Origin of the sequence: Streptacidiphilus sp. EB129, from assembly GCF_041262645.1 — a bacterium.
Taxonomy (GTDB): domain Bacteria; phylum Actinomycetota; class Actinomycetes; order Streptomycetales; family Streptomycetaceae; genus Streptacidiphilus.
On sequence record NZ_JBGCCS010000004.1, the window covers coordinates 319491 to 339558 of the forward strand.

8 protein-coding genes are annotated in these 20068 nt (G+C 71.7%); 3 read left to right on the plus strand and 5 right to left on the minus strand.

Features of this window, described 5'->3' with window-relative positions; all coding sequences use genetic code 11:
- Window positions 1–48: 48 nt before the first annotated feature.
- From ABH925_RS07635 to ABH925_RS07655, 5 genes are all read right to left on the minus strand, one after another.
- Entirely contained in the window at window positions 49–2745 is a 2697-nt protein-coding gene (locus tag ABH925_RS07635; RefSeq protein ID WP_370146314.1) for a tetratricopeptide repeat protein, read from the minus strand.
- Between the two features lie 40 nt (window positions 2746–2785).
- The gene (locus tag ABH925_RS07640) at window positions 2786–4144 is read right to left on the minus strand and encodes a hypothetical protein (protein ID WP_370146315.1); all 1359 of its coding nucleotides are present in this window, start codon (window positions 4142–4144) and stop codon (window positions 2786–2788) included.
- A 199-nt stretch (window positions 4145–4343) separates the two neighbouring features.
- Window positions 4344–5402 (minus strand): glutamate ABC transporter substrate-binding protein, encoded by a 1059-nt coding sequence (locus ABH925_RS07645; protein ID WP_370146316.1) that lies wholly within the window; start codon window positions 5400–5402, stop codon window positions 4344–4346.
- A 14-nt stretch (window positions 5403–5416) separates the two neighbouring features.
- Window positions 5417–6655 carry a hypothetical protein gene (locus ABH925_RS07650; protein ID WP_370146317.1) on the minus strand — a complete coding sequence of 413 codons (1239 nt, stop codon included), beginning with the start codon at window positions 6653–6655 and terminating at the stop codon, window positions 5417–5419.
- 484 nt (window positions 6656–7139) lie between these two features.
- Entirely contained in the window at window positions 7140–7607 is a 468-nt protein-coding gene (locus tag ABH925_RS07655; protein WP_370146318.1) for a MarR family winged helix-turn-helix transcriptional regulator, read from the minus strand.
- 121 nt (window positions 7608–7728) lie between these two features.
- Here ABH925_RS07655 and ABH925_RS07660 point away from each other — a divergent pair, with 121 nt between their 5' ends.
- From ABH925_RS07660 to ABH925_RS07670, 3 genes are all read left to right on the plus strand, one after another.
- Window positions 7729–8103: a cupin domain-containing protein gene (locus tag ABH925_RS07660; protein WP_370146319.1), complete on the plus strand. Its 375-nt coding sequence runs from the start codon at window positions 7729–7731 to the stop codon at window positions 8101–8103.
- A 138-nt stretch (window positions 8104–8241) separates the two neighbouring features.
- Window positions 8242–8745 carry a hypothetical protein gene (locus ABH925_RS07665; protein ID WP_370146320.1) on the plus strand — a complete coding sequence of 168 codons (504 nt, stop codon included), beginning with the start codon at window positions 8242–8244 and terminating at the stop codon, window positions 8743–8745.
- Between the two features lie 255 nt (window positions 8746–9000).
- On the plus strand, window positions 9001–19992 hold the full coding sequence (locus ABH925_RS07670; protein WP_370146323.1) for a LamG-like jellyroll fold domain-containing protein: 10992 nt from the start codon (window positions 9001–9003) through the stop codon (window positions 19990–19992).
- Window positions 19993–20068: the final 76 nt, after the last annotated feature.

A 20068-nucleotide genomic window follows, 5' to 3' on the forward strand; every position in this document is an offset into this window, starting at 1 on the left:
CGGCTGCGCGCAGTGCGGACAGGAATGGGTCAACTGGTCCATGCGCGCTTACACCCACGTCCTGGGCCGGGTGCGGTTCGCCCGCTCCACCCACTCGATCCGCTTCTCCGGCTGCTCCGCGAGACGCGCCAGTACCCGGTACGACTGCTCCAGTGCGAAGCGCAGTTCCCGCTCCTCGGCCGGGTGCCCGAGCAGCATCACCGGGCCCGACGCGGACGCACCGTCGGGCCGTCCGGCCAGCACCCAGCCCAGCGCCTTGCCGAGCACCTCGGAGGCCAGCTCCTCGCGGCGCCTGGCGTCCAGGCCGAGCCCGCCCAGCTGCGCCGAGCAGGCGTCCAGGTCGGCCCGCAGCGGCTCGGCCGCGTTCCGGTCCCGCAGCCGGGAGCGGACCGCCGCGACCCGTGCCGCGACGAAGTGGTTCGAGGTCTCCGGCACCGACTCCAGCGACTGCACCGCTCCGGCCCGGTCGCCCGAGGCCAGCCGGACCCGCGCCAGCCCGAACGCCGCGCTCACGTAGGCGCGGTCGGTGGTCCACACCAGCCGGTAGAACTCCGCCGCGTCCTCGCGCTCGCCCAGCGCCTCGGCGCACAGGCCCAGCGCCAGCTTCGGCGCGGCCTCGCCGGGGAAGGCGTCGTAGATCGCGTCGAAGGCGTCGGCCGCCGCCCGGGCCGCGGCCTGCGGCTCGGCGCCGCCGGTGCTGCCCGAGGCGACCAGCGCGGACAGACCCCGGTACCAGACCACCCGCCAGTCGTCGGGGTGGTCGGCGGACAGGCTGCTCAGCGCGGCGTCGACCGCGGCCAGGTCGCCCAGCTCGATCAGCGCGCGCAGCTCACGCAGCCGCAGCTCCACCGAGTTGACCGGTGCCGAGCGCAGCGCCGCGATGACGTCGGCCGGACCGGTGGCCATCAGCGCGGCCAGGAAGCCGGCGTTGGGGTCGCCGGTGTCGATCCGCGGCACCGGCAGCGCCAGCGCGGCCGGCCGGGCGTCCAGCGGCAGCACCGCCGGGGCGGACCGCGCCAGCGCGGCCGGCGAGATCGCCGGGATCCCGGACAGCGTCCCGCCACGGCCGACGGCGGCCGGCGCCCCGGGCGCGCCCTGGAACGCGGCCGCCGCCGGCTGGAGCGGGGCCCCGGCCGGAGCGGGGACCGCGGTCGGGACCGCAGCCTTGCGCCCGCGTCGGCCGCCGGCCTCCCGGCCGGGCGCGTCGAACGCCGCCGGGCCGACCAACTCGGTGTCCACGACCCGCAGTTCCGGGCCGAACAGGGTGGACAGCGCGGGCCGGGGCCGCTCGTCCTGCAGGGCCAGGATCTCCCGGAGCACACCGGTCAGCTGCTCGGCCATCTCCTGCGCCGAGGAGAACCGCTTGTCCGGGTCCGGGTCGGTGGCCCGTACCAGCAGCCGGTAGAAGGACTCGTACTGGGCGAAGACCTCGACGTCCTCGGGACCGGGCAGGCTGTCCCGGTAGACCGTGGAGTAGCCCTGGAAGTCGAAGGTCATCACCGCCAGCGAGCGTGCCACGGTGTAGAGGTCGGAGGCGGGCGAGACGCCGTCGGTGGCGATCTCGGGGGCCTGGTAGCCGATGGTGCCGTAGATCGCGCCGTCGTCGTCCTGGCGGCGCACCGCGCCCATGTCGATGATCTTCAGCTGGTCCTCGGACTGGATCACGTTGTCCAGCTTGAAGTCGCAGTAGATCAGGCCCCGGCTGTGCAGGTATCCGAGCGCGGGCAGCGCCTCCAGCGCGTAGGCGATGGCCTGCTCGACCGCCATCGGCTCGCGCTTGCCGTCCGGGCCGCGCCGCGCGTCGGCGATGTCCTTGAGCGACTTGCCGCCGACGTACTCCATCACGATGTAGCCGTCGGTGGTGCCCTTGCGCAGGTCCGGGTGCTCGGCGAAGTTGATGATCCGGACGATGTTGGGGTGGTCCACCTCGGCCAGGTAGCGGCGCTCGGCGATGGCGACCGCCAGCGCCTCCTCGTCCCCGGTGTCCAGCAGGCCCTTGAGGACCACCCACTTGTCGTTGACCCGGCGGTCGATGCCCAGGTAGATCCAGCCCAGGCCGCCGTGTGCCAGGCAGCCGACCACCTCGTACTGGCCGCCGACCAGGTCGCCGGCGAACAGCTTCGGCGAGAAGGAGTACTCGGTGCCGCACTTGGTGCAGAAGCCCTCGGGACGCCCGGTCTTGCCGTTGCGGGTGCGGCCGACCGGGGCCTCGCACTTGCTGCAGTAGCGCTTGCGCTCGGGGACCTCGGGGTTCTGCAGCACCATGCTGCGCGGTTCCGGGCGCGGCACCGGAGGGACCGTCACCAGGCCGGCGCCGAGCGCCCCCCGGCTCGACTGCGAGGTGCTGCTGCGGGTGCTGCGCACCGACACCGACGAGCGCGAGGACCCCGTGCGTGAGGACCGGGAGCGGCCCGACAGGGTGCGGGAGGAGCCGCGCGAGGTGCTGCTGCGCGAGCTCACGCCGCCGCGCGGCGCCGGGACGGACGGCCCGGCCGCCACCGGCAGCGGGGCCAGCCCGCATTCGGTGCAGTAGCCGTCGGCGTCGATCACGCCGGTGCCGGTGCAGTCGGGCCGGGTGCAGGGCGAACCCGGTCCGGCGGCCTGGGCCCTCGGCTGTGAAGCCGCGGCGGGTGCGGAGACCGGCAGCGGGGCGAGCCCGCATTCGGTGCAGTAGCCGTCGGCGTCGATCACGCCGGTGCCGGTGCAGTCGGGCCGCGTGCAAGGCGTCCCCGTCATCGAGGTCATGCCCCTCTTCCCCCTGTCGAAATGGTCTGCGACTTCATGCTCAACCCCCGTACGGGCGGCCGTCCACCGGCCCGCCCGGTCCGTTCCTGCCGACCGCGCCGTGCTGCCCGGCGGCCGGCCGCATCGCCTGCTGGTAGCGGGTCACCGCGTGCTCCGCCGCGCGCAGGTCGCAGGGCGCGCTCCAGAGCATCCGCCGGGCCTGGTCGTAGCGCTCGATCAGCTCCGGGTCCTCGGCGACGCCGAGCCTGGCCGCCATCGCCTTGTACGCGTCGAGCCGCCCGCGCAGCTCGGCCCGCACCGCGAGCGGCGCGGTCACGGAGGTCAACGACTCGCGGGCGCGCAGCAGTTCGCGCTGCGCGGCACCCTCCAGGGTGTCCAGCAGCGGGCCGAGCCGGTGCCACTGGCCGTGCCGTCGCAACTGGTCGGCCTGGGCCAGCCGTTCGCGCATGGCGCTGGCCGGCCCCGGCACGGCCGGGACCTCGGTGGAGGCGATCTTCGCCAGCACCTCGCCCCGGGCCCGGCGGGCCTCGGCCAGGGTGGCGTCGGCGCGGGCGAGAGTGTCGCCCACCCCCTCCAGCCGCTCGTCGGCGTCGTCGCGCAGCCGCAGCAGGTCCTCCAGCTCCAGCCGGATGTCGTCCACCGCCCGTGCGGCCCGGTCGTAGCGGCCGGTCTCGACGGTGCCGGTGGCCGGCGCGAGCGCGGAGTCGCCGGAGGAGCCGCCGGCGCCGGGCCGGGGCGTCCAGAAGGCCAGCGGGTCGGCGATCACCTCGGCGCGCAGCCCGGCCAGCTCCCTGACCATCTCCTCCAGCGCGTCCCCGGCCGGGTGCTCGCCGGGGTGGACGCCCACCGAGCGGGCCAGCGCCCTGACCCGGCCCAACTCGGCGGTGAGCAGGTCGATCCGGGCCGGCAGCGCGGACCAGACCGCGTCGGCGGCCGAGGCCACCGCGATGATCCGGCCGTACCAGGTGTTCATCCGCTCGACCAGCTCGGTCAGGCTGACCTGCTCGCTGAGCCGGGCGCCGCCGGTCAGCGTGGGTCCACCGGACGGCAGCTGACCGGCCGACACGGTGACGCCCCGTCCGCGCAGCAGCTCGGTGAGCTCGTACAGCTCCGCCTGTCCGGGACGGACCCGGCGCGAGCGGACGGCGCGGGCCGCGGCCAGCGCCTCCGAGTAGGTGTCGAACATCGACCAGAGCAGCCCGAGCCCGGGCTCGGCCTGGGACCAGCGCTCCTGGGTACGGCCGGTCAGTTCGGCGCCCTCCAGCAGACGGCGGCCCGGGTGGTCCTGCAGCGCCAGCAGGGAGGCCTCGACGGCTTCGCGCTCCGAACCCAGCCGGGCCAGGGCGCGATCCACCTCCTCCCGGGTCATCACCGGACCGTTCGGTCCTGTCAACGCCATCCGCCCGCCATTCGTGCCGCCCGTGCCTGCCGGGATCCGGTCCTGGGTACCGCCTTCCGCTCGGCGTCGGCCATGTGCCGTCACCTGCGGCTCGGCGTCCTTGCCGAGCAATTGTTCACACTGTCAGATCGCTCGGGTCCCTGATAGCCCGGGCCCCCTTCACCCGGGCCCGCGGCCGTTAAGATCCCGTCAGGGCGCCTCAGTCCGAGTAGTGCACCGAGGGCGGGCCGGGCGACTTGCCCAGCGGCTTGAGCCAGGTGTTGTACTCGCCGTCCCACTGGTTGGCCCGGAAGTCGACCAGCACCTGGTTCACCCGGCGGACCAGGTCGTCGGAGCCGAGCTTCATCGCCACCCCGTACAGCTCCTGGTCCAGCGTCCCGCCGACCAGGTGCACGGTCGGGTCCTGGGCGGCCTGGCCGGCGCCCAGCGCGTTGTCGGTGATGGTGGCGTCCACCTGGCCCAGCTGCATCAGCACCAGGCAGTCCAGCTGGTTGGCCACCGGCACCTCGGTGGCACCGAGCGCGGCGGCGCCGCGGGTCGGCTCCTTGAGCATGTCCTCCGCCGTGGAGCCGGTGGCCGCGCACACCCGCTTGCCCTTCAGCGAGCTGTCCAGGCCGGTGATGCCGGACGACTTGGGGGCGACCACCTCCTGCCCCGCGACGAAGTAGGGCGAGGAGAAGGACACCTGCTTCAGCCGGTCGCAGGTGATGGTCATGGTCCGCACCACCACGTCGACCTGACCGCTCTGCAGCGCCGAGATGCGGTTGGCGGTCGGCACGGCCAGGAACTCCACCGCGTCCGGATTGCCCAGGATCGACCTGGCCAGGGCGTGCACCAGGTCGATGTCGAAGCCCTCCAGGCCGCCGCTCACCGGATCCCGGAAGCCCCACAGGTCGCTGTTGGTGTCGATGCCGGCGATCAGTTTGCCGCGCTGGATGATCCGCTGCACGTTGGGGCCGTTGTCCGACGGGCTGGGGGACAGGCTGGCGCCCGGGTCGCAGCCGGACGCCGCCGGAGCGAGCCCCGGCGCCGCGGCCGAGACGTGCACGGTCTGGGTGGGCTGCTCGGCGGCCGAGCTGCCGGGCAGTGCGATGGCGCCGAGCAGCAGTGCGGCGGCGCCGAGCACCACCACCCTGGCCCGCGCGGACAGCGCCCGCACCGGCGCGCTATCCCTGTTGCCGGTGTTGCCCGTGGTGTCGCCGCTGCCCGTGGTGCCGGTCCTGCTGGTCGCCGCGGACGTGTCGTCCGTGCTGCTCATCCTGCTCCGCCCCCTCATCGGTACTCCGCCGCACGGCGGTTGATGCCGAACAGGGCCCCGCCGGCGGCGATCAGGGCGAGTGCCCCGGCGCCCTCCGGCAGCAGCGCGGTGTCCCCGCGGCCGGCGTCGGCGAGGCTGTGGAAGTTCGCCCGCTCATGCGTGATCGCCGTGCTCAGGCTGTCGTCGAGCTGGGTGAACGCCGCACTGGTGGTCTGCGTGGAACTCTGGTCCGGAGCCCCGATGGTGTCGTTCACCGCGGTGGTGTAGTCGCCGGCGTCGCCGGCGCCCTTGGCGGTGTCGTGCCGCTGCTGCCAGGTGCTGAACGCCGCCTGCGCCGCCTGGACCGGCTGCAGCGCGGCCGGGTCGGCGCCGGTCATCGCCGCGGCCTGGACCAGGTAGCCGCTCTTGCCCGCGAGTTGGCCGCTGTCCGTGCTCCAGGCGGTCTCGTAGGCGTCGGTGGAGCCGCGCGCCACCAGGTTGAGGTTCTCCGCGCCCCGGCACTGCAGGGCCTTGATCCGGGCCTCGTTCAGCACCTGCAGCGGCGCCGCGCCCCGGGTGTTGCTGTCGCCCAGGTCGGCGGCGGCCACGCTCTGCGCGGTCGCCAGCCAGAGCAGCGAGACCGCGGTCGCCCCGGTCGCCACCACCAGGCCCAGGTTGAACACCCGGTTGGTGCGGCGGAAGAGACGTATCTGCGCCCAGACCAGGGCGGCCAGTGCCACCACGCCCAGGCCGATCGCGGCCCAGGGCAGCGCCTCGGCGTCGGCGTAGTCCTGGTGCAGCCGCGCGGTCTCGGCCTGGTACAGCGACTGCGCCTCGGCCAGCATGGTGTTCTGCAACTGCGCCGAGGCGTACCGCAGATAGGCGCCGCCCAGCGGCAGCCCCTGCCGGTCGTCGGCCCTGGCCGTGTCCACATAGCCGGTGTAGAGCGGGAGTTGCGCGTTCAGCTGCTGGATCTGCTGCTGTCCGGGATCGGACGGCGAGGTGCTCGCCGCGGCCTGCGCCAGCAGCGTCGCGGCGTTGGCGATGTCCTGGTCGTACTGCTGCTGCACGGCCCTGGTCTCGTTGCCGGCCTGCAGGAAGCCGGTGGCGGCGGTGGTGTCGGCGTCCGCCAGCGAGTGGAAGATCTGGGCGGCGTCGTCGCTCAGCGGCTGGCTGTGGTTGACCACGCTGTCGGCGGCGTTGCCGGCCTGCACCACCTGGGTCACCGTCAGCGCCCCGAACAGCACCGCGAGTACGGCCAGCGCGGAGCCCACGGTCCACAGCCGGCGCGGCGGGGTGCCGCCGAAGCGCGCGGCCAGCCGTCCGCGCGGTGCGCGGGACGTGGCAGGACGGGGTGCGCCGGGCGGGCCGGCGGGGCGACCGGGCGGGTCGACGGGCGGGCGGCCGGGCGGGCCGGGCGGTCGGCCGGGAGGTCGTCCGACGGGCGGCGCTCCGACGGGCGGGCCGAAAGGCGGTCCGGGGCGGGGCGGAAGAGCCGGGCCCGCGCCCCCCGCGCTGCTGGTGCCGCCCGTCCCCCAGCCGGCATTTCCTTGACCGGACATAGCCATCAGTGGCGCCCCCTTTCCCCGTTGGTGCCGCCTTACCGCTTCGAGCCGTCTCTCGCATGCAGTATGGCCAACCCCTGTGACATCCACACGATACTTGCGTCGATCTTGAGCATTCGTCGCAGACCTGTGACGAGGAAGCAGATGGAGAGGACCGAAGAATAGAGGACGACGGTGCGGCCCGGCGCCGCGGTCACCAGCTGGGACGGACCGGTCCGCCCGGGGCGATCCTGGCCAGGTCGGCGCAGAGCGCGTGGAAGCGCTCGGGGCCGAGCAGTTCGATCCACGGCCGGACGGTGTCGGCGGCGGCGTCGTCGGCGGCCCGGGTGCAGGCCCAGCCGCGGTCGGTGAGCAGCACCAGCCGGGCCCTGGCGTCGTCGGGGTGCGGATGCCGGGCCACGTAGCCCTTCCGGACCAGCTCCTCCACCAGCTGGCTGGCGGCCTGCTTGGTGACGCCCAGGTGGTCGGCCAGCTCGCCCACGGTCGCGCCGCCGGACGCGAGCCGGGCGAAGGCGAAGCCGTGGGCCGGCCGGACGTCGTCGAAGCCGCGCGCGGCGCCGCCGGCCTGGATCCCGGCGACGAGGGCGCCGCTGAGCGCGAGTAGGACGGCGGGGAGCGCGCGGGCGTCCGCCGGGGTGCTGTCCAGGGGCGTGGTGTCCATGGGTGCAGTGTGCCACAAAAGGACAAGGGGCTTGACTATCGATGGGCAAGCGGCTTGACTATGGGCAAGTAGTCAAGCCGCTTGCCCATCTCGGCAGGCCCGTCCCTCCTGGAGTTCCTCCATGCCGTACGTCCGCGCCACCGACGCCGTCGACCACGAGGTCCACGGGGTCCGCTTCACCGCCTACGCCAACCCCGGCACCGGAAGCGGCCAGCTCGCCGCCTGGCGCGGCGAGATCCCGGACGGCACCGCCGGCGTCCCGCACACCGTCAGCCACGAGGAGGTGCTCTACCTGCTCTCCGGCAGTCTGCGCTTCAGCATCGACGGGGAGGTCGCCGAGCTGTCCGCCGGCGACGTCGTGATCGCCCCGGCGGGCGCACGGCTGTGCGTCGACAACACCAGCGGCGCCCCCGCCACCATGTGGGTCAGCACCAGCATCGGCCTCTCGGTCACCCTCCCCGACGGCACCACCATCACCCCGCCCTGGGCGAACTAGCGGCTGGACGCCGCGGTGCCGCGGTGGTCGCTCCGGGGCTGCCGTGCTGCTCCGGGGCTTGCGCGGGGTGCGTATGCTGCCGGTTCGCCGCCGGGAACAGGTCTTGAGCGGGTGGAGACGGGTTGAGGACGGTGGCGTATGGGCAGGGTGCTGCGCAGGTTCTGGTGGGTGCCGGCGGGGGCGGCCGTGCTGGCCGTGCTCGCCGTCGCCGCGTCGACGCTGTGGCCGGCGGCGAAGCCGACCCGCTTGCCGGTGCGGGCGCGGGTCTACGCGGCGACCCAGGTGTGCCTGCTGACCCCGCCGGCCGGCCTGGCGGACCCGCGGGCCGCCGCGGCCTGGGCGGGGATGCGTGACGCCTCGTCAAGGACCCGGGCGCAGGTGCGCTATCTCTCGGTGGTCGGCCAGGACAGCGCGGGCAACACGGAGCCGTATCTGGCTTCGCTCGCGGTGGGGGGCTGCGAGGCGGTCCTGGTCACCGACGGGTCGGGGGCCGCGGCCGTGACGGCCGAGGGGGCACGGTTCGCCAAGGTCCGGTTTCTCGTGCTGGGCGGGACCGGGCACGGGGTTAATGTCTCATCGATCTCTTACCTGGAGCCCGCCCAGGCGCGTGCCGCAGTGGCTGCCGCAGTGGAGCGGTTGTAAACGGAATGCCTGATTCCTCCCGGGGACAACTCGGACTATTCGCAGAATGCCTGCTCATGGCCATGGTCCGGCAATGGTTCCCGATCCTTGGTGAGAGTCTGGCATGAGCTGCCTGTGGAATCTTGTGGATGCCCCCCGCCTGCGTGATCAACTCTCGTCCGTTCGTCTGTTCGGGATGTTTTTCATGTGGGTGGGGTTGCGGCGATGCGCACGCGGGCGATGCGGGGCTCCGGCTGGTCCTTGAGGGGACGTCGGATGCGTCGGGTGATGCGACTGGTGGCGGTGCTGCTGGTCGTGGGCCTGTTCTCGGGGTCGGGCATCGCGACGGCGGGTGCGGCCGAGACGGGATTCCCGCCGCTGCACCTGCCGACCTGGGCGCAGATGGCGAGCTGGTTCACCGACCCGCACTGGGGGGCGTTGCCGAGGCAGGCCTCGGGGACGGCCGCCGGGCGCAGCCATGCGGTGAGTGCCTCCGCCACCCGTGCCGGCCGTGGTGCCGGGCGCGCGCCCGGCACCGGGCACGGCCAACTCGCCCCCTACGCCCCGTACGGACGCACCTTCACCCCCGGCGCCAGCGCCGGGAGCGCGGGATTCCAGGCGCGCACCAGCACCAGGGTGGCCGGCAAGTCGACACAGACGTCCACCTACTTCCACAACGCCGACGGTTCGGTCACCCGCAAGCTGTCCCAGAGCCCGGTCAACTACCGTGACGCCTCCGGGAACTGGCAGCCGATCGACACCGGCGTGCAGGCCGGAGCGGATCAGCGCTGGCACGAGAAGGCGAACTCGCTCAGCGTCGACTTCGCCCCCACGGCCTCCGCGCCGGCCCTGGCGGACTTCGCGGTGGACGGCGCCCACTCGCTGAGCTACGGCCTGCAGGGTGCGGCCCCGGTGGCGGCCCGCGCCTCGGGTTCCACGGTGACCTACCCCGCCGCGCTGCCCTCCACCGACCTGGTGGTCGCGCCCACCACGGTGGGCCTGAAGGAATCGATCGTCCTGCACTCGGCGCAGGCCGCCAGCTCCTGGACCTTCCCGCTGGCCCTGAAGGGCCTGACCGCCGTCCAGGGCAGCGGCGGGGCGATCGACCTGGTCGACGCCTCGGGGAAGACCGTCGAGGAGATCCCGGCCGGCTACGCCTTCGACTCCAAGGTCGACAAGCGCTCCGGCGACCCGGCGACCACCCATGCGGTGACCTACCGGCTCACCACCACCGGCGGCCACCAGGCCCTGGTCGTGACGCTGGACCCGGTCTGGCTGCACGCTCCGGAGCGGGTCTTCCCGGTCACCGTCGACCCGACCATCAGCGACGGCTGGACCACGACCTACGCGGAGTCCAACAACCCGGGCGACCACTCGGCGGAGCTGTCGATCAAGGCCGGCTCCTACGACTCGGGCACCCACAGCGGGGTCGGCTACATCGGCGACCAGTTCGCCACCCTGGACGGCTCCAAGGTCACGGTGACCTCCGCCAGCCTGCAACTGTTCGACACCTGGGCCTCGACCTGCGCCTACGCCGAGCAGTTCAACGTGGCCCCGGTGTCGGCGGCCTGGACGCCCTCAGGGGTGACCGGCTGGCCCGGTCCGGCCTACGGCGCCTCGATCGGCAGCCTGACACCGGCGGTCTCCACGCTCACCGCCGCCTGCGGCAACACCGCGGCCAACCGCACGGTCGGTGACTGGCTGACCGTGCCGCTGACCACCACCGCCTTCCAGGGCTGGGCCAACGGCACCACCGCGGACCACGGCCTGGCCGTGTACGCGGCCACGACCAACGACCTGACCTGGAAGCAGTTCGGCTCGTTCAACGATCCCGGGTTCGCCCCGGTGCTGAGCATCACCTACACCGGGAACATCGCCCCGCAGCTCACCCAGGAGTACCCGGCCAACAACACCACCGCGACCAGCCTCACCCCGGAGTTCGCCGCCGCCGCGATCGACGACGGCGCGCCGAACCCCACCCTGCAGTACGACTTCCAGCTCTACACCGCCTCGGGCACCAAGGTCGTCGACTCCGGTCTGGTCACCGGCGGGGACTGGACCGTGCCCGCGGGCAAGCTGGCCTGGGGGCAGACCTACTACTGGACCGTGCAGGCCTACGACGGTTCCGCGTACTCCACTGCCATGCCCTGGTCGGCGCTGACCGTCGAGGTCCCGCAGCCGGTGATCACTTCGGGCCTGTCGCAGAACAGCAGCGAGCACGGCTACGACCCGTCGATCGGCAACTACACCACCACCGCCACCGACGCCTCGGTGTCCGTGGTCGGCCCCTCCCTGGACGTCGTGCGCGACTACAACTCCCGTGACCCGCGCAGCGCCGAGGCCTTCGGCGCCGGGTGGGCCAGCATCTTCGACGCCCGCGCCAGCGAGCAGTACGGCGCCTCGGGTGCCGTGACCAGCGTGCAGGTGACCTACCCCGACGGCTCCGTGATCGGCTACGGGAAGAACAGCGACGGCTCCTTCACCGCCCCGGCCGGGCGCTTCGCGACCTTCAAGGCGGTCACCGGCGGCTACACGCTGACCGACAAGAACGACACGGTCTACACCTTCACCCAGTCGCTGGGCTCCGGCGGCTACGGCATCACCGCGGTGACCGACGCGGACGGCCGCGCGGAGACCTTCGCCTGGTCCGGCGGCCAGATCACCACGATGACCTCGGCCACCGCGGGGCGCTCCCTGCACCTGACCTGGTCCACCCCCACCGGCGCCACCGGCGCGCACGTGGCGACGGTGTTCTCCGACCCGGTCACCGGTACCGACCAGAACACCGATCTGACCTGGACCTACACCTACAACGGTGACCAGCTGGCCAAGGCCTGCGACCCCGCGGACTACACCCACTGCACCACCTACGGGTACGGCACCGGCTCGCAGTACCCCACCGCCGCCCTCGACCTGGCTCCGCACTCACTGTGGACGCTGTCCGAGGCCTCGGGCAGCACCGCCACGAGCTCGGTCCTCGCCAACGAGGGCAGCGACAACGCCACGTACAGCAACGTCACGCTGGGACAGCCCGGGGCGCTGGCGGGTTCCACGGCCACTGCGGCCGCCTTCAACGGCACCTCCTCCAGCATCGCGCTGCCGTCCAGCCTGGCCAACGCCGCCAACTCCCAGTCGATGTCGCTGTGGTTCAAGACCAGCAGCACCACCGCCGGAGTGCTCTCCTCCTACTCCTCGCTGCCCGTCAGCAACGGCACCACCGCCGGCTTCTACACCCCCTCGCTGTACGTCGGCACCGACGGCAAGCTCAACGCCGAGTTCTGGTACGCGAGCGGGGTCGCGCCCATCGTCACGTCCGGTGCGGTCAACGACGGCAGGTGGCACCACGTGGTGCTGTCCGCCGCCGGCGCCTCGCAGACCCTCTACCTGGACGGCGCCGCGGCCGGCACCGTCAACGGAACCGTGTCGGTGGGGGCGGGGGTGCCCACCTTCAACCAGACCTACAACACCCTGGGCGCCGGGTTCCTCGGCGGCGGCTGGCCCGACGAGCCCAACCAGGGGAAGAACGGCAACACCGGCTACGCCACCTACTTCAACGGCTCCATCGCCGACGTCGGCTTCTACACCTCGCCGCTGTCCGCCGCCCAGGTCACCGCGCTCTACGGCGCGGGAACCCACCCGGCGAACCTGCTGACCACGGTCACCCGCCCCTCGGGCAAGGCCTACGCGGCCGTCGCCTACGATCCGGTCTCCAGCAGCGTCACCCAGGTCACCGACGAGAACGGCGGCGTCTGGAAACTCAACGCCCCCACCGTGGCCGGGTCCAGCCAGGTCTACCGCTCGGCAGTGCTCGGAGCGGCCCCCAGTGCGTACCTGCGCCTGGGCGATCCGGCGGGTGCGACCGCGGCCACCGACGAGGTCAAGGGCGGCACCGGCACCTACAACAGCGTCACGCTGGGAGCCGCCGGTCCGTTCGCGGACCAGCCGGCCGCCTCCTTCAACGGCAGCTCCTCGTCCGTGCAACTGCCCTCGAACCAGCAGATCACCGCCGGCGCGAACTCGGTGGAGATGTGGTTCAAGATGCCGTCGGGCAACACCGCCGGTGGTGTCCTGTTCGACTACGCGGGCGCATCGCTGACGGGAGGCGCGCCGCAGAGCAACAGCTACGTCCCCGCTCTCTACGTCGGAACCGACGGTGTACTCCGGGGTCGCATCTGGGGCTTCGGCTACGCGACCAGCACCGGTCACGTCAACGACGGCCAGTGGCACCACGTGGTCCTCGCCGCCTCCGCCGGTTCGGAGGCCCTGTACCTGGACGGCAACCAGCAGGGCGCCGCGGTCACCGGAACCTGGGGCGCGAGCAACACCCAGTACGTGTACGTCGGTGCCGGGGAGTCGGCCGGATGGCCCTCCGCGCCCACCAACAGCCTGGGCTACTTCCCGGGATCCATCGCCGAGTTCGCCCTCTACCACACCCAGCTGAGTGCGCAGGACGCGGCCGCGCACTTCACCGCGGCCAAGAACTCCGCCGGTCTGAGCCCGCTGGAGACGGTCACCACGACCACCCCCTCCGGGGGCACGGAGACCAGTCGCTACGACGTCACCAACGGCAACCGGATCGTCTCGGAGACCGACGCCCTGGGCCACACCACCAGCTACGGCTACGACACCGGTGGCTTCGAGCACTCCATGGTCGACCCCAACGGCGCGATGACGGTGGTGGGTCATGACGTGCGCGGCAACACCGTCTCGAACACCACCTGCCAGAACGAGGCCGCCAACACCTGTTCCACGCAGTACTACAGCTACTTCCCGGACGACACCTCCGCGCAGCTCACCACCGCGGACGCCCGCAACGACATCCTGCTGACCGCCCGCGACGGGCGCTCCGCCTCCGCCACCGACAACGCCTACCTGACCAGCTACGGTTACGACGCCGCAGGCGACCGCACCAGCGTGACCACCCCCGCGGTCCCCGGCTTCCCGAACGGGCGCACCTCCACCACGGTGTACTCGGACGGCACCGCCACCTACCCGGCGGCCGACAGCGGCAACGTGCCCAAGGGCCTGCCGGTCAGGACCAGCTCCGCGGGCGGGGCCTCCGGCACCATCGCCTACCTGCACAACGGCGACGTGGCCTCGACCACCGACGCCGCGGGCGAGGTCACCAAGTACAGCTACGACAACCTGGGCCGGGTCCTGAGCAAGACCGTGGTCTCCGACGCCTACCCCGGCGGCCAGACCACCTCGTACAGCTACGACCAGGACGGCCAGGTCACCCAGGAGAGCAGCCCGGCGCTGACCGACCGGGTCACCGGAGCGGTCCACACCGCGGTCACGACCACGGCCTTCGACTCCGACGGCAACGTCACCTCCCAGACCGTGGCGGACACGACCGGCGGCGACGCCTCGCGGACCGAGACCACCAGCTACAACGCCGACGACCAGGTCGCCTCGCGCACCGACGCGAACGGCAACGCCGGCGCCACGGACGGCAACACCACCACGTACAGCTACGACTCCATGGGGAACCCGGTCACGGAGGTCGACCAGAACGGCAACACCACCGCGTACACCTACGACGCGGCCGGGCATCTGCTCACCCAGTCCCTGGACAACTACACCGGGGACCCGGTCAACCCGACCGCGGCCACGACCCTGACCGAGTCCTCCCGTGCCTACGACCCGGCCGGCCGGCTGGCGTCGATCACCGACTCGATGGGCAACACCACCGCCTACACCTACACCGACGACGGCCTGGTCTCCACGGCCACCCGTTCGGACTCCACCGGAAGCCACAGCTTCGTCCTGCAGTCCAACAGCTACGACGCAGCCGGCAACCTGACGCAGCGGGTCACCAACAACGGGGCGACGGTGACCAACTACACCGTCGACGCCGCCTCGCGGGTCACCTCGACCGCCGTCGACCCCTCCGGCCTGGACCGCGTCACCCGGGTGTCCTACACGCCGGACGACCTGGTCGCCACCTCCACCCAGACCGACTCCTCCGGTTGGGACCGCACCAGCTCGGCGACCTACGACCCCATCGGCAACACCACCAGCAGCACCCTCTACGGGGACTCGTCGGGGCACCCGTCGGGTTGGTGGCCGCTGAGCCAGACCAGCGGATCGACCGTCACCGACGCGTCGGGCAACGGAAACACCGCCGCGGTCGGCAGCGCTACCTGGAGCAACGGCGGCGCGACCATCGCGGGCGGCACCAGCCAGTCGATCGCGACCAACGGCCCCGTGCTCAGCACCACCGGCTCCTACACGGTGTCCGCCTGGGTGAACCTGGCCGGCACCACCGGCTACGACACCGTCCTGTCGCAGGGCGGCAACGCCTTCAGCTCCTTCATCCTGGACTACAACAAGGGCCTGAACGCCTGGGCGTTCCTCTCGCCGTCCTCCGACAGCCTCAGCGCCGGACAGACCTGGGCCGCCGCGAAGACCCCGCCGGCCCTCAACACCTGGACCCATCTGGTGGGGGTGTTCAACGCCACCAACGGGTCGATGAGCCTCTACGTGAACGGGGCACTCGCCGGCTCCGCCACCAACACGACCCCGTGGACCGGCAACGGCCCGCTGTCGGTCGGCAACATCAAGCTCGCCAACGGCGGCTCCTACGGCAGCAATCCCGACACCTCCACCGTCGCCAACGTCCAGGCCTACCCGCGCGCGCTGTCGGCCGCCGAGGTCACCACCCTCTACGGCAACGGCCGCACCGGCGGCACCGTCGGCTCGTCCACCGCGCAGACCACCAGCTACACCTACGACCAGCGCGGTCTGCGCACCTCGATGACCGACCCCAACGGCAACACCACCGACTACGGCTACGACGAGGCCGGGAACATGGCGGTGGTCACCGCCCCCGCGGCCTCGGTCGAGACTGTCGGCGGCACCGCGGTCACCGCCCACCCGGTCACCACCACCGGCTTCAACACCTTCGGTGAGCCGGTCGAGAACGTCGACCCCAACGGCAACGAGAGCACCACCACGTACGACGCCAACGGCGAGAAGACCTCGACCACGCTGCCGAACTACACCCCGCCCGGGTCCTCGACCCCGATCACCGCCACCAGCACCTGGACCTACGACTCCGACGGCAACCTGGTGTCCACCGCCCTCCCGGACGGCGAGACCACCCAGGCCGGCTACGACCAGCTCGGCGACGTTGCCCAGACCACCGCCGCCGACGGCACCAAGACCCACACCACCTACGACACCAACGGCGACAAGCTCCAGGTGACCGACGCCAACGGCGCCAGCACCCAGGCCACCTACGACTGGATGGGGCGTCAGCTCACCGCCACCACCCTGGAGCGCTACCCCTCCCCGCAGACGCTGGTCTCCACCAACTCCTACGCGGTGACGGCCGGGAACCCCTACGGGGCCGACCTGGCCTCCACCACCACGCCCGGGGGAGTGACCACCACCTTCGGCTACGACCGGGCCGGCGACCAGACCTCGGTCACCGACGGGGCCGGCAACACCACCAAGTACGGCTACGACTACATGGGCAACCGGCAGGACACCTACCTGCCGGACGGTACCTGGAGCGAGGTCGACTACAACGCCTCCGCCCAGCCGGCCTGGACCACGACGTACGACGCCGCGGGCACCGTGCTCACCCAGACCGCCACGCACTACGACGGCAACGGCAACCCGATCAGCACCACCGACGCCAACGGCAACACCAGTCACTTCGCCTACGACGCCACCAACATGGTGACCCAGGAGGTCCAGCCGGTCTCGGCGACCTCCTCGATCACCACCAGCTTCGGCTACGACGCCGCAGGCCAGCGCACCCGCTACACCGACGGTCGCGGCAACTCCTGGATGTACGCCTACACGCCCTGGGGCCAGACCCAGAGCGTCACCGAGCCGACCACCAGCACCTACACCGCCGCCTCGGACTCGACCACGACCAACACCTACAACGGCGACGGCCAGCTGGTCGCCAGCACCGCCCCGGGTGGCGTGAGCGTCAGCAACACCTACGACAAGGTCGGCAATCTGCTGACCCAGTCCGGCAGCGGCGCGGAGGCGGCCACCGCGACCCGCACCTTCACCTACGACCCCACCGGGCAGGTGCTGACCGCCGCCACCTCCACCGCCGGCACCAGCGGCAACGCCGACTACCAGACCGCGACCAGCGAGGCGTTCAGCTACAACGACCGCGGCCAACTGCTCACCGCCACGGGCTCCGGAGGAAACTCCAGCTTCGGGTACAACAACGACGGCAGCCTGATCGCCCGCACCGACGCCGCCGGCACCACCAACTACGGCTATGACACCGCCGGACGCCTGTCGAGCCTGAACGACCCGGCCACCGGAACCCAGCTGGGCTACAGCTACAACAGCCTGAACCAGCTGTCCCAGGTCAACTACGGCGCCACCGGCCAGGTCCGCTCCTACAGCTACAACAGCTCCCACGAGCTGACCGGGGACACGCTGGCCCAGGGCGGCACCACGCTCGCGTCGATGAGCTACGGCTACGACAAGGTCGGCAATCTGACGTCGAAGACCACCACCGGCGTTTCGGGTGCCTCGGCGAACGCCTACACCTACGACCAGGCCAACCGGCTGACCTCGTGGAACAACGGCACCACCAACACCGCCTACGCCTACGACGCCTCCGGCAACCGGATCCAGGTCGGCTCCAACGTCTTCACCTACGACGCCCGCGACCAGCTGACCTCCGACGGCACCAACACCTACAGCTACTCCGCGCGCGGCACCCTGACCCTGGACGTCACCACCTCGGGGAGCAGCGCCTACGCGTCCGACGCCTACGGCCAAGAGATCACCGCCGGCCCGCAGTCCTACACGCTGGACGCGAACGGCCGCAACATCACCGACGCCGACAGCGCCGCCAGCACCTCACGCACCTTCCAGTACTCCGGCGCGGGCAACACCATCGCCAGCGACGGCGACTACAGCTACACCTACGACCCGGGCGACGCCCTGGTCGGTATCAACAACGCCAACGCCACCTCCACCAGCACCGGCACCCTGGCCCTGACCGACCAGCACAGCGACGTGGTCGCGACCTTCACCCCGGGCGCCACCGCCCTTGCCGGGTCGGCCAGTTACGACCCGATGGGCAACGTCACCGCCAACACCGGCCTCAACGGCCACCTGGGCTTCCAGTCCGGCTGGACCGAGGCCACCACGGGCAAGGTCGGCACCGCCTCGCGCTGGTACAACCCGGCCACCGGCACCTTCCTCAACAAGGACACCTACTCCGGGAACCCCGTCCCCAACTCCACCACCGCCAACCCCTTCGCCTACGTCGGCGACAACCCCCTGGGCGACCAGGACCCCAGCGGCCACTGCGGCATGTTCGACTTCAGCTGCGACTACCACGCCGTGGTCCACGCCGCATCGAGCGCCTGGAACGGCGTCACCTCCACCGCCTCCAGCACCTTTGACGACATCGGGCGCGCCGGGCGCTGGCTCTACCACGCCAGCGGCCTGAGCACCGCCGTGCAGGCGGTGAAGCGGACCGTCACCAGCGCCGTCCACCACATCGACGACGCCGTCCACACCCTGCGCAGCTATGGACGCCGGCTCTACAACTGGGGCCGAAGTGAGTACCGCAGGGGACTCAGGGCCGTGAGAACCTTCGCGAAACGCGCCGTCCACCTCGCCAAATCGGCCTGGAGCAAGGCGAAAAAGGTCGGGTCCGCGCTGGTGAAGGCGGCACGAACAGTCGGCAGCGCGATCAAGAAAACCGCTGCGGCTGCCGTGAAGTTCGCCAAAAAGCATGCCGCCGCCATAGCCGGCTTCGTCACCTCCGTAGCCGTCTTCGCGGGATGCGAAACCGTCCTGGGGGTCTCTACGGGCGGAGTCGGAGCGGTCGCCGGCGCGGTGGAATGCGGTGCCCTGGCCGGAGCGGCGGGCTCAGCGGTCTCCCAAGGCGTCACGTGCGCCCAGAAGGGCGGAGACAACTGCTCGGCCACCTCCTTCGCCACCTCCATCGTCACCGGCGCCGTCGGCGGCGCGGTCGGGGCCGGCGTCGCGGGCGGCCTCAGCGGCGAACTCGCCACCAGCCTGCTCGGCCGGGTCGTCTCCGGCGCCGCGACGGGAGCCATCTCAGGTGGCGTCAGCGGTGCGGCGGCAGGCGCCACCGGCTACGGCATGGGCTGTCTGGCCGGCGCCTCCTGCTCGGCGTCCGGCCTGGGCCAGGCGACCCTCGACGGGGGTATCAGTGGAGCCGAGTACGGCGGCGCGTTCGGCGCAGCCGGAGGGCTGCGCGGCGGCGGCGCCTGCCACAGCTTCACCGCCAACACACCGGTCCTGATGTCCGACGGCACCACCAAGTCCATCGACCAGATCAAGGTCGGTGACCTGATCACCAACGCCGTGCCCGGGGAGAAGGGCACGCAGGCCCACAAGGTCACCGCGGTCATCGTCACCACGACCGACCACGACTTCGCCGACGTCACCGTCACCCCCGTCGGCAAGCAGGCCGACACCACCACGCAGGCCAAGACCACCGCCGTCCCGCTGAAGACCAAGGTCCTCCACAAGGCGGGCCTCGGCCTCGCCGCCTCGGCCGCGGGCCTCGCCGCCCTCTTCGGCCTCGGCCACCACACCCCCACCGACCAGGCCACCCCGGCCGCCTACACCACCCCCATCACCACCGCGCTCACCACCCCGGCCGCCACCACCACCCCGAACGGCGCTGCGGTCGCAGCCGGCGGCGGAACCCTCCACACCACCTTCCACCACCCCTTCTACGACGAGACCCAGGCCTCCTTCATCGAGGCCCAGAGCCTCCACCTCGGCGACCTCCTCCAAACCCCCACCGGCACCGCCCAGGTCACCGCCCTCCACCTCTTCCACGCCAACACCACCACCTACGACCTCACCATCGGCGACCTCCACACGTACTATGTACTCGCCGGTACCACGCCGGTCCTAGTGCATAACTGCAATGACCCGTCGGATGCACTTCTCGACCATGCAGATGCCAATATCGGTAAGACGAATGTTGCTGCGGAAGTTGTGGCAAAGGATGGGACGCATGGACTCGGGGTCAGCGTGGCCAGGAGCCCGGGGAGTTTGACCCCGCAGGTGCGAACAGCTGTTGAGGCTACTGGGCACCACGGTGGTTGTGCAGAAATTGGCGCTTTGTGCGACATTGAGAGTCAGGGTGCGTCAATCGACGGCGCGCGCGGCCAGGCCGTCCATGTGATGGGTGGCAGCCAGGGCTATGGCCCAGAGCTCCATGGTGAAGTCAAGCCATTCTGTCCTGATTGCGAGCGCCTATTTGGGTTCCTTGGAGGAGGTCCGCTCGAATGATTTACGAGCCTGCCGAACTGTCGAATAGGGCGCTGAGATTCCTGAGAGAAGGGTCGGTGGCGCTAGGTCAATCCGA

Excerpts from the sequence above, each read along its gene's own strand:
- ABH925_RS07635 (WP_370146314.1), bottom strand. The coding sequence starts at position 2,745 with ATGACCTCGATGACGGGGACGCCTTGCACGCGGCCCGACTGCACCGGC.
- ABH925_RS07640 (WP_370146315.1), bottom strand. The coding sequence starts at position 4,144 with ATGGCGTTGACAGGACCGAACGGTCCGGTGATGACCCGGGAGGAGGTG.
- ABH925_RS07645 (WP_370146316.1), bottom strand. The coding sequence starts at position 5,402 with ATGAGCAGCACGGACGACACGTCCGCGGCGACCAGCAGGACCGGCACC.
- ABH925_RS07655 (WP_370146318.1), bottom strand. The coding sequence starts at position 7,607 with ATGGACACCACGCCCCTGGACAGCACCCCGGCGGACGCCCGCGCGCTC.
- ABH925_RS07660 (WP_370146319.1), top strand. The coding sequence starts at position 7,729 with ATGCCGTACGTCCGCGCCACCGACGCCGTCGACCACGAGGTCCACGGG.
- ABH925_RS07665 (WP_370146320.1), top strand. The coding sequence starts at position 8,242 with ATGGGCAGGGTGCTGCGCAGGTTCTGGTGGGTGCCGGCGGGGGCGGCC.
- ABH925_RS07670 (WP_370146323.1), top strand. The coding sequence starts at position 9,001 with ATGCGTCGGGTGATGCGACTGGTGGCGGTGCTGCTGGTCGTGGGCCTG.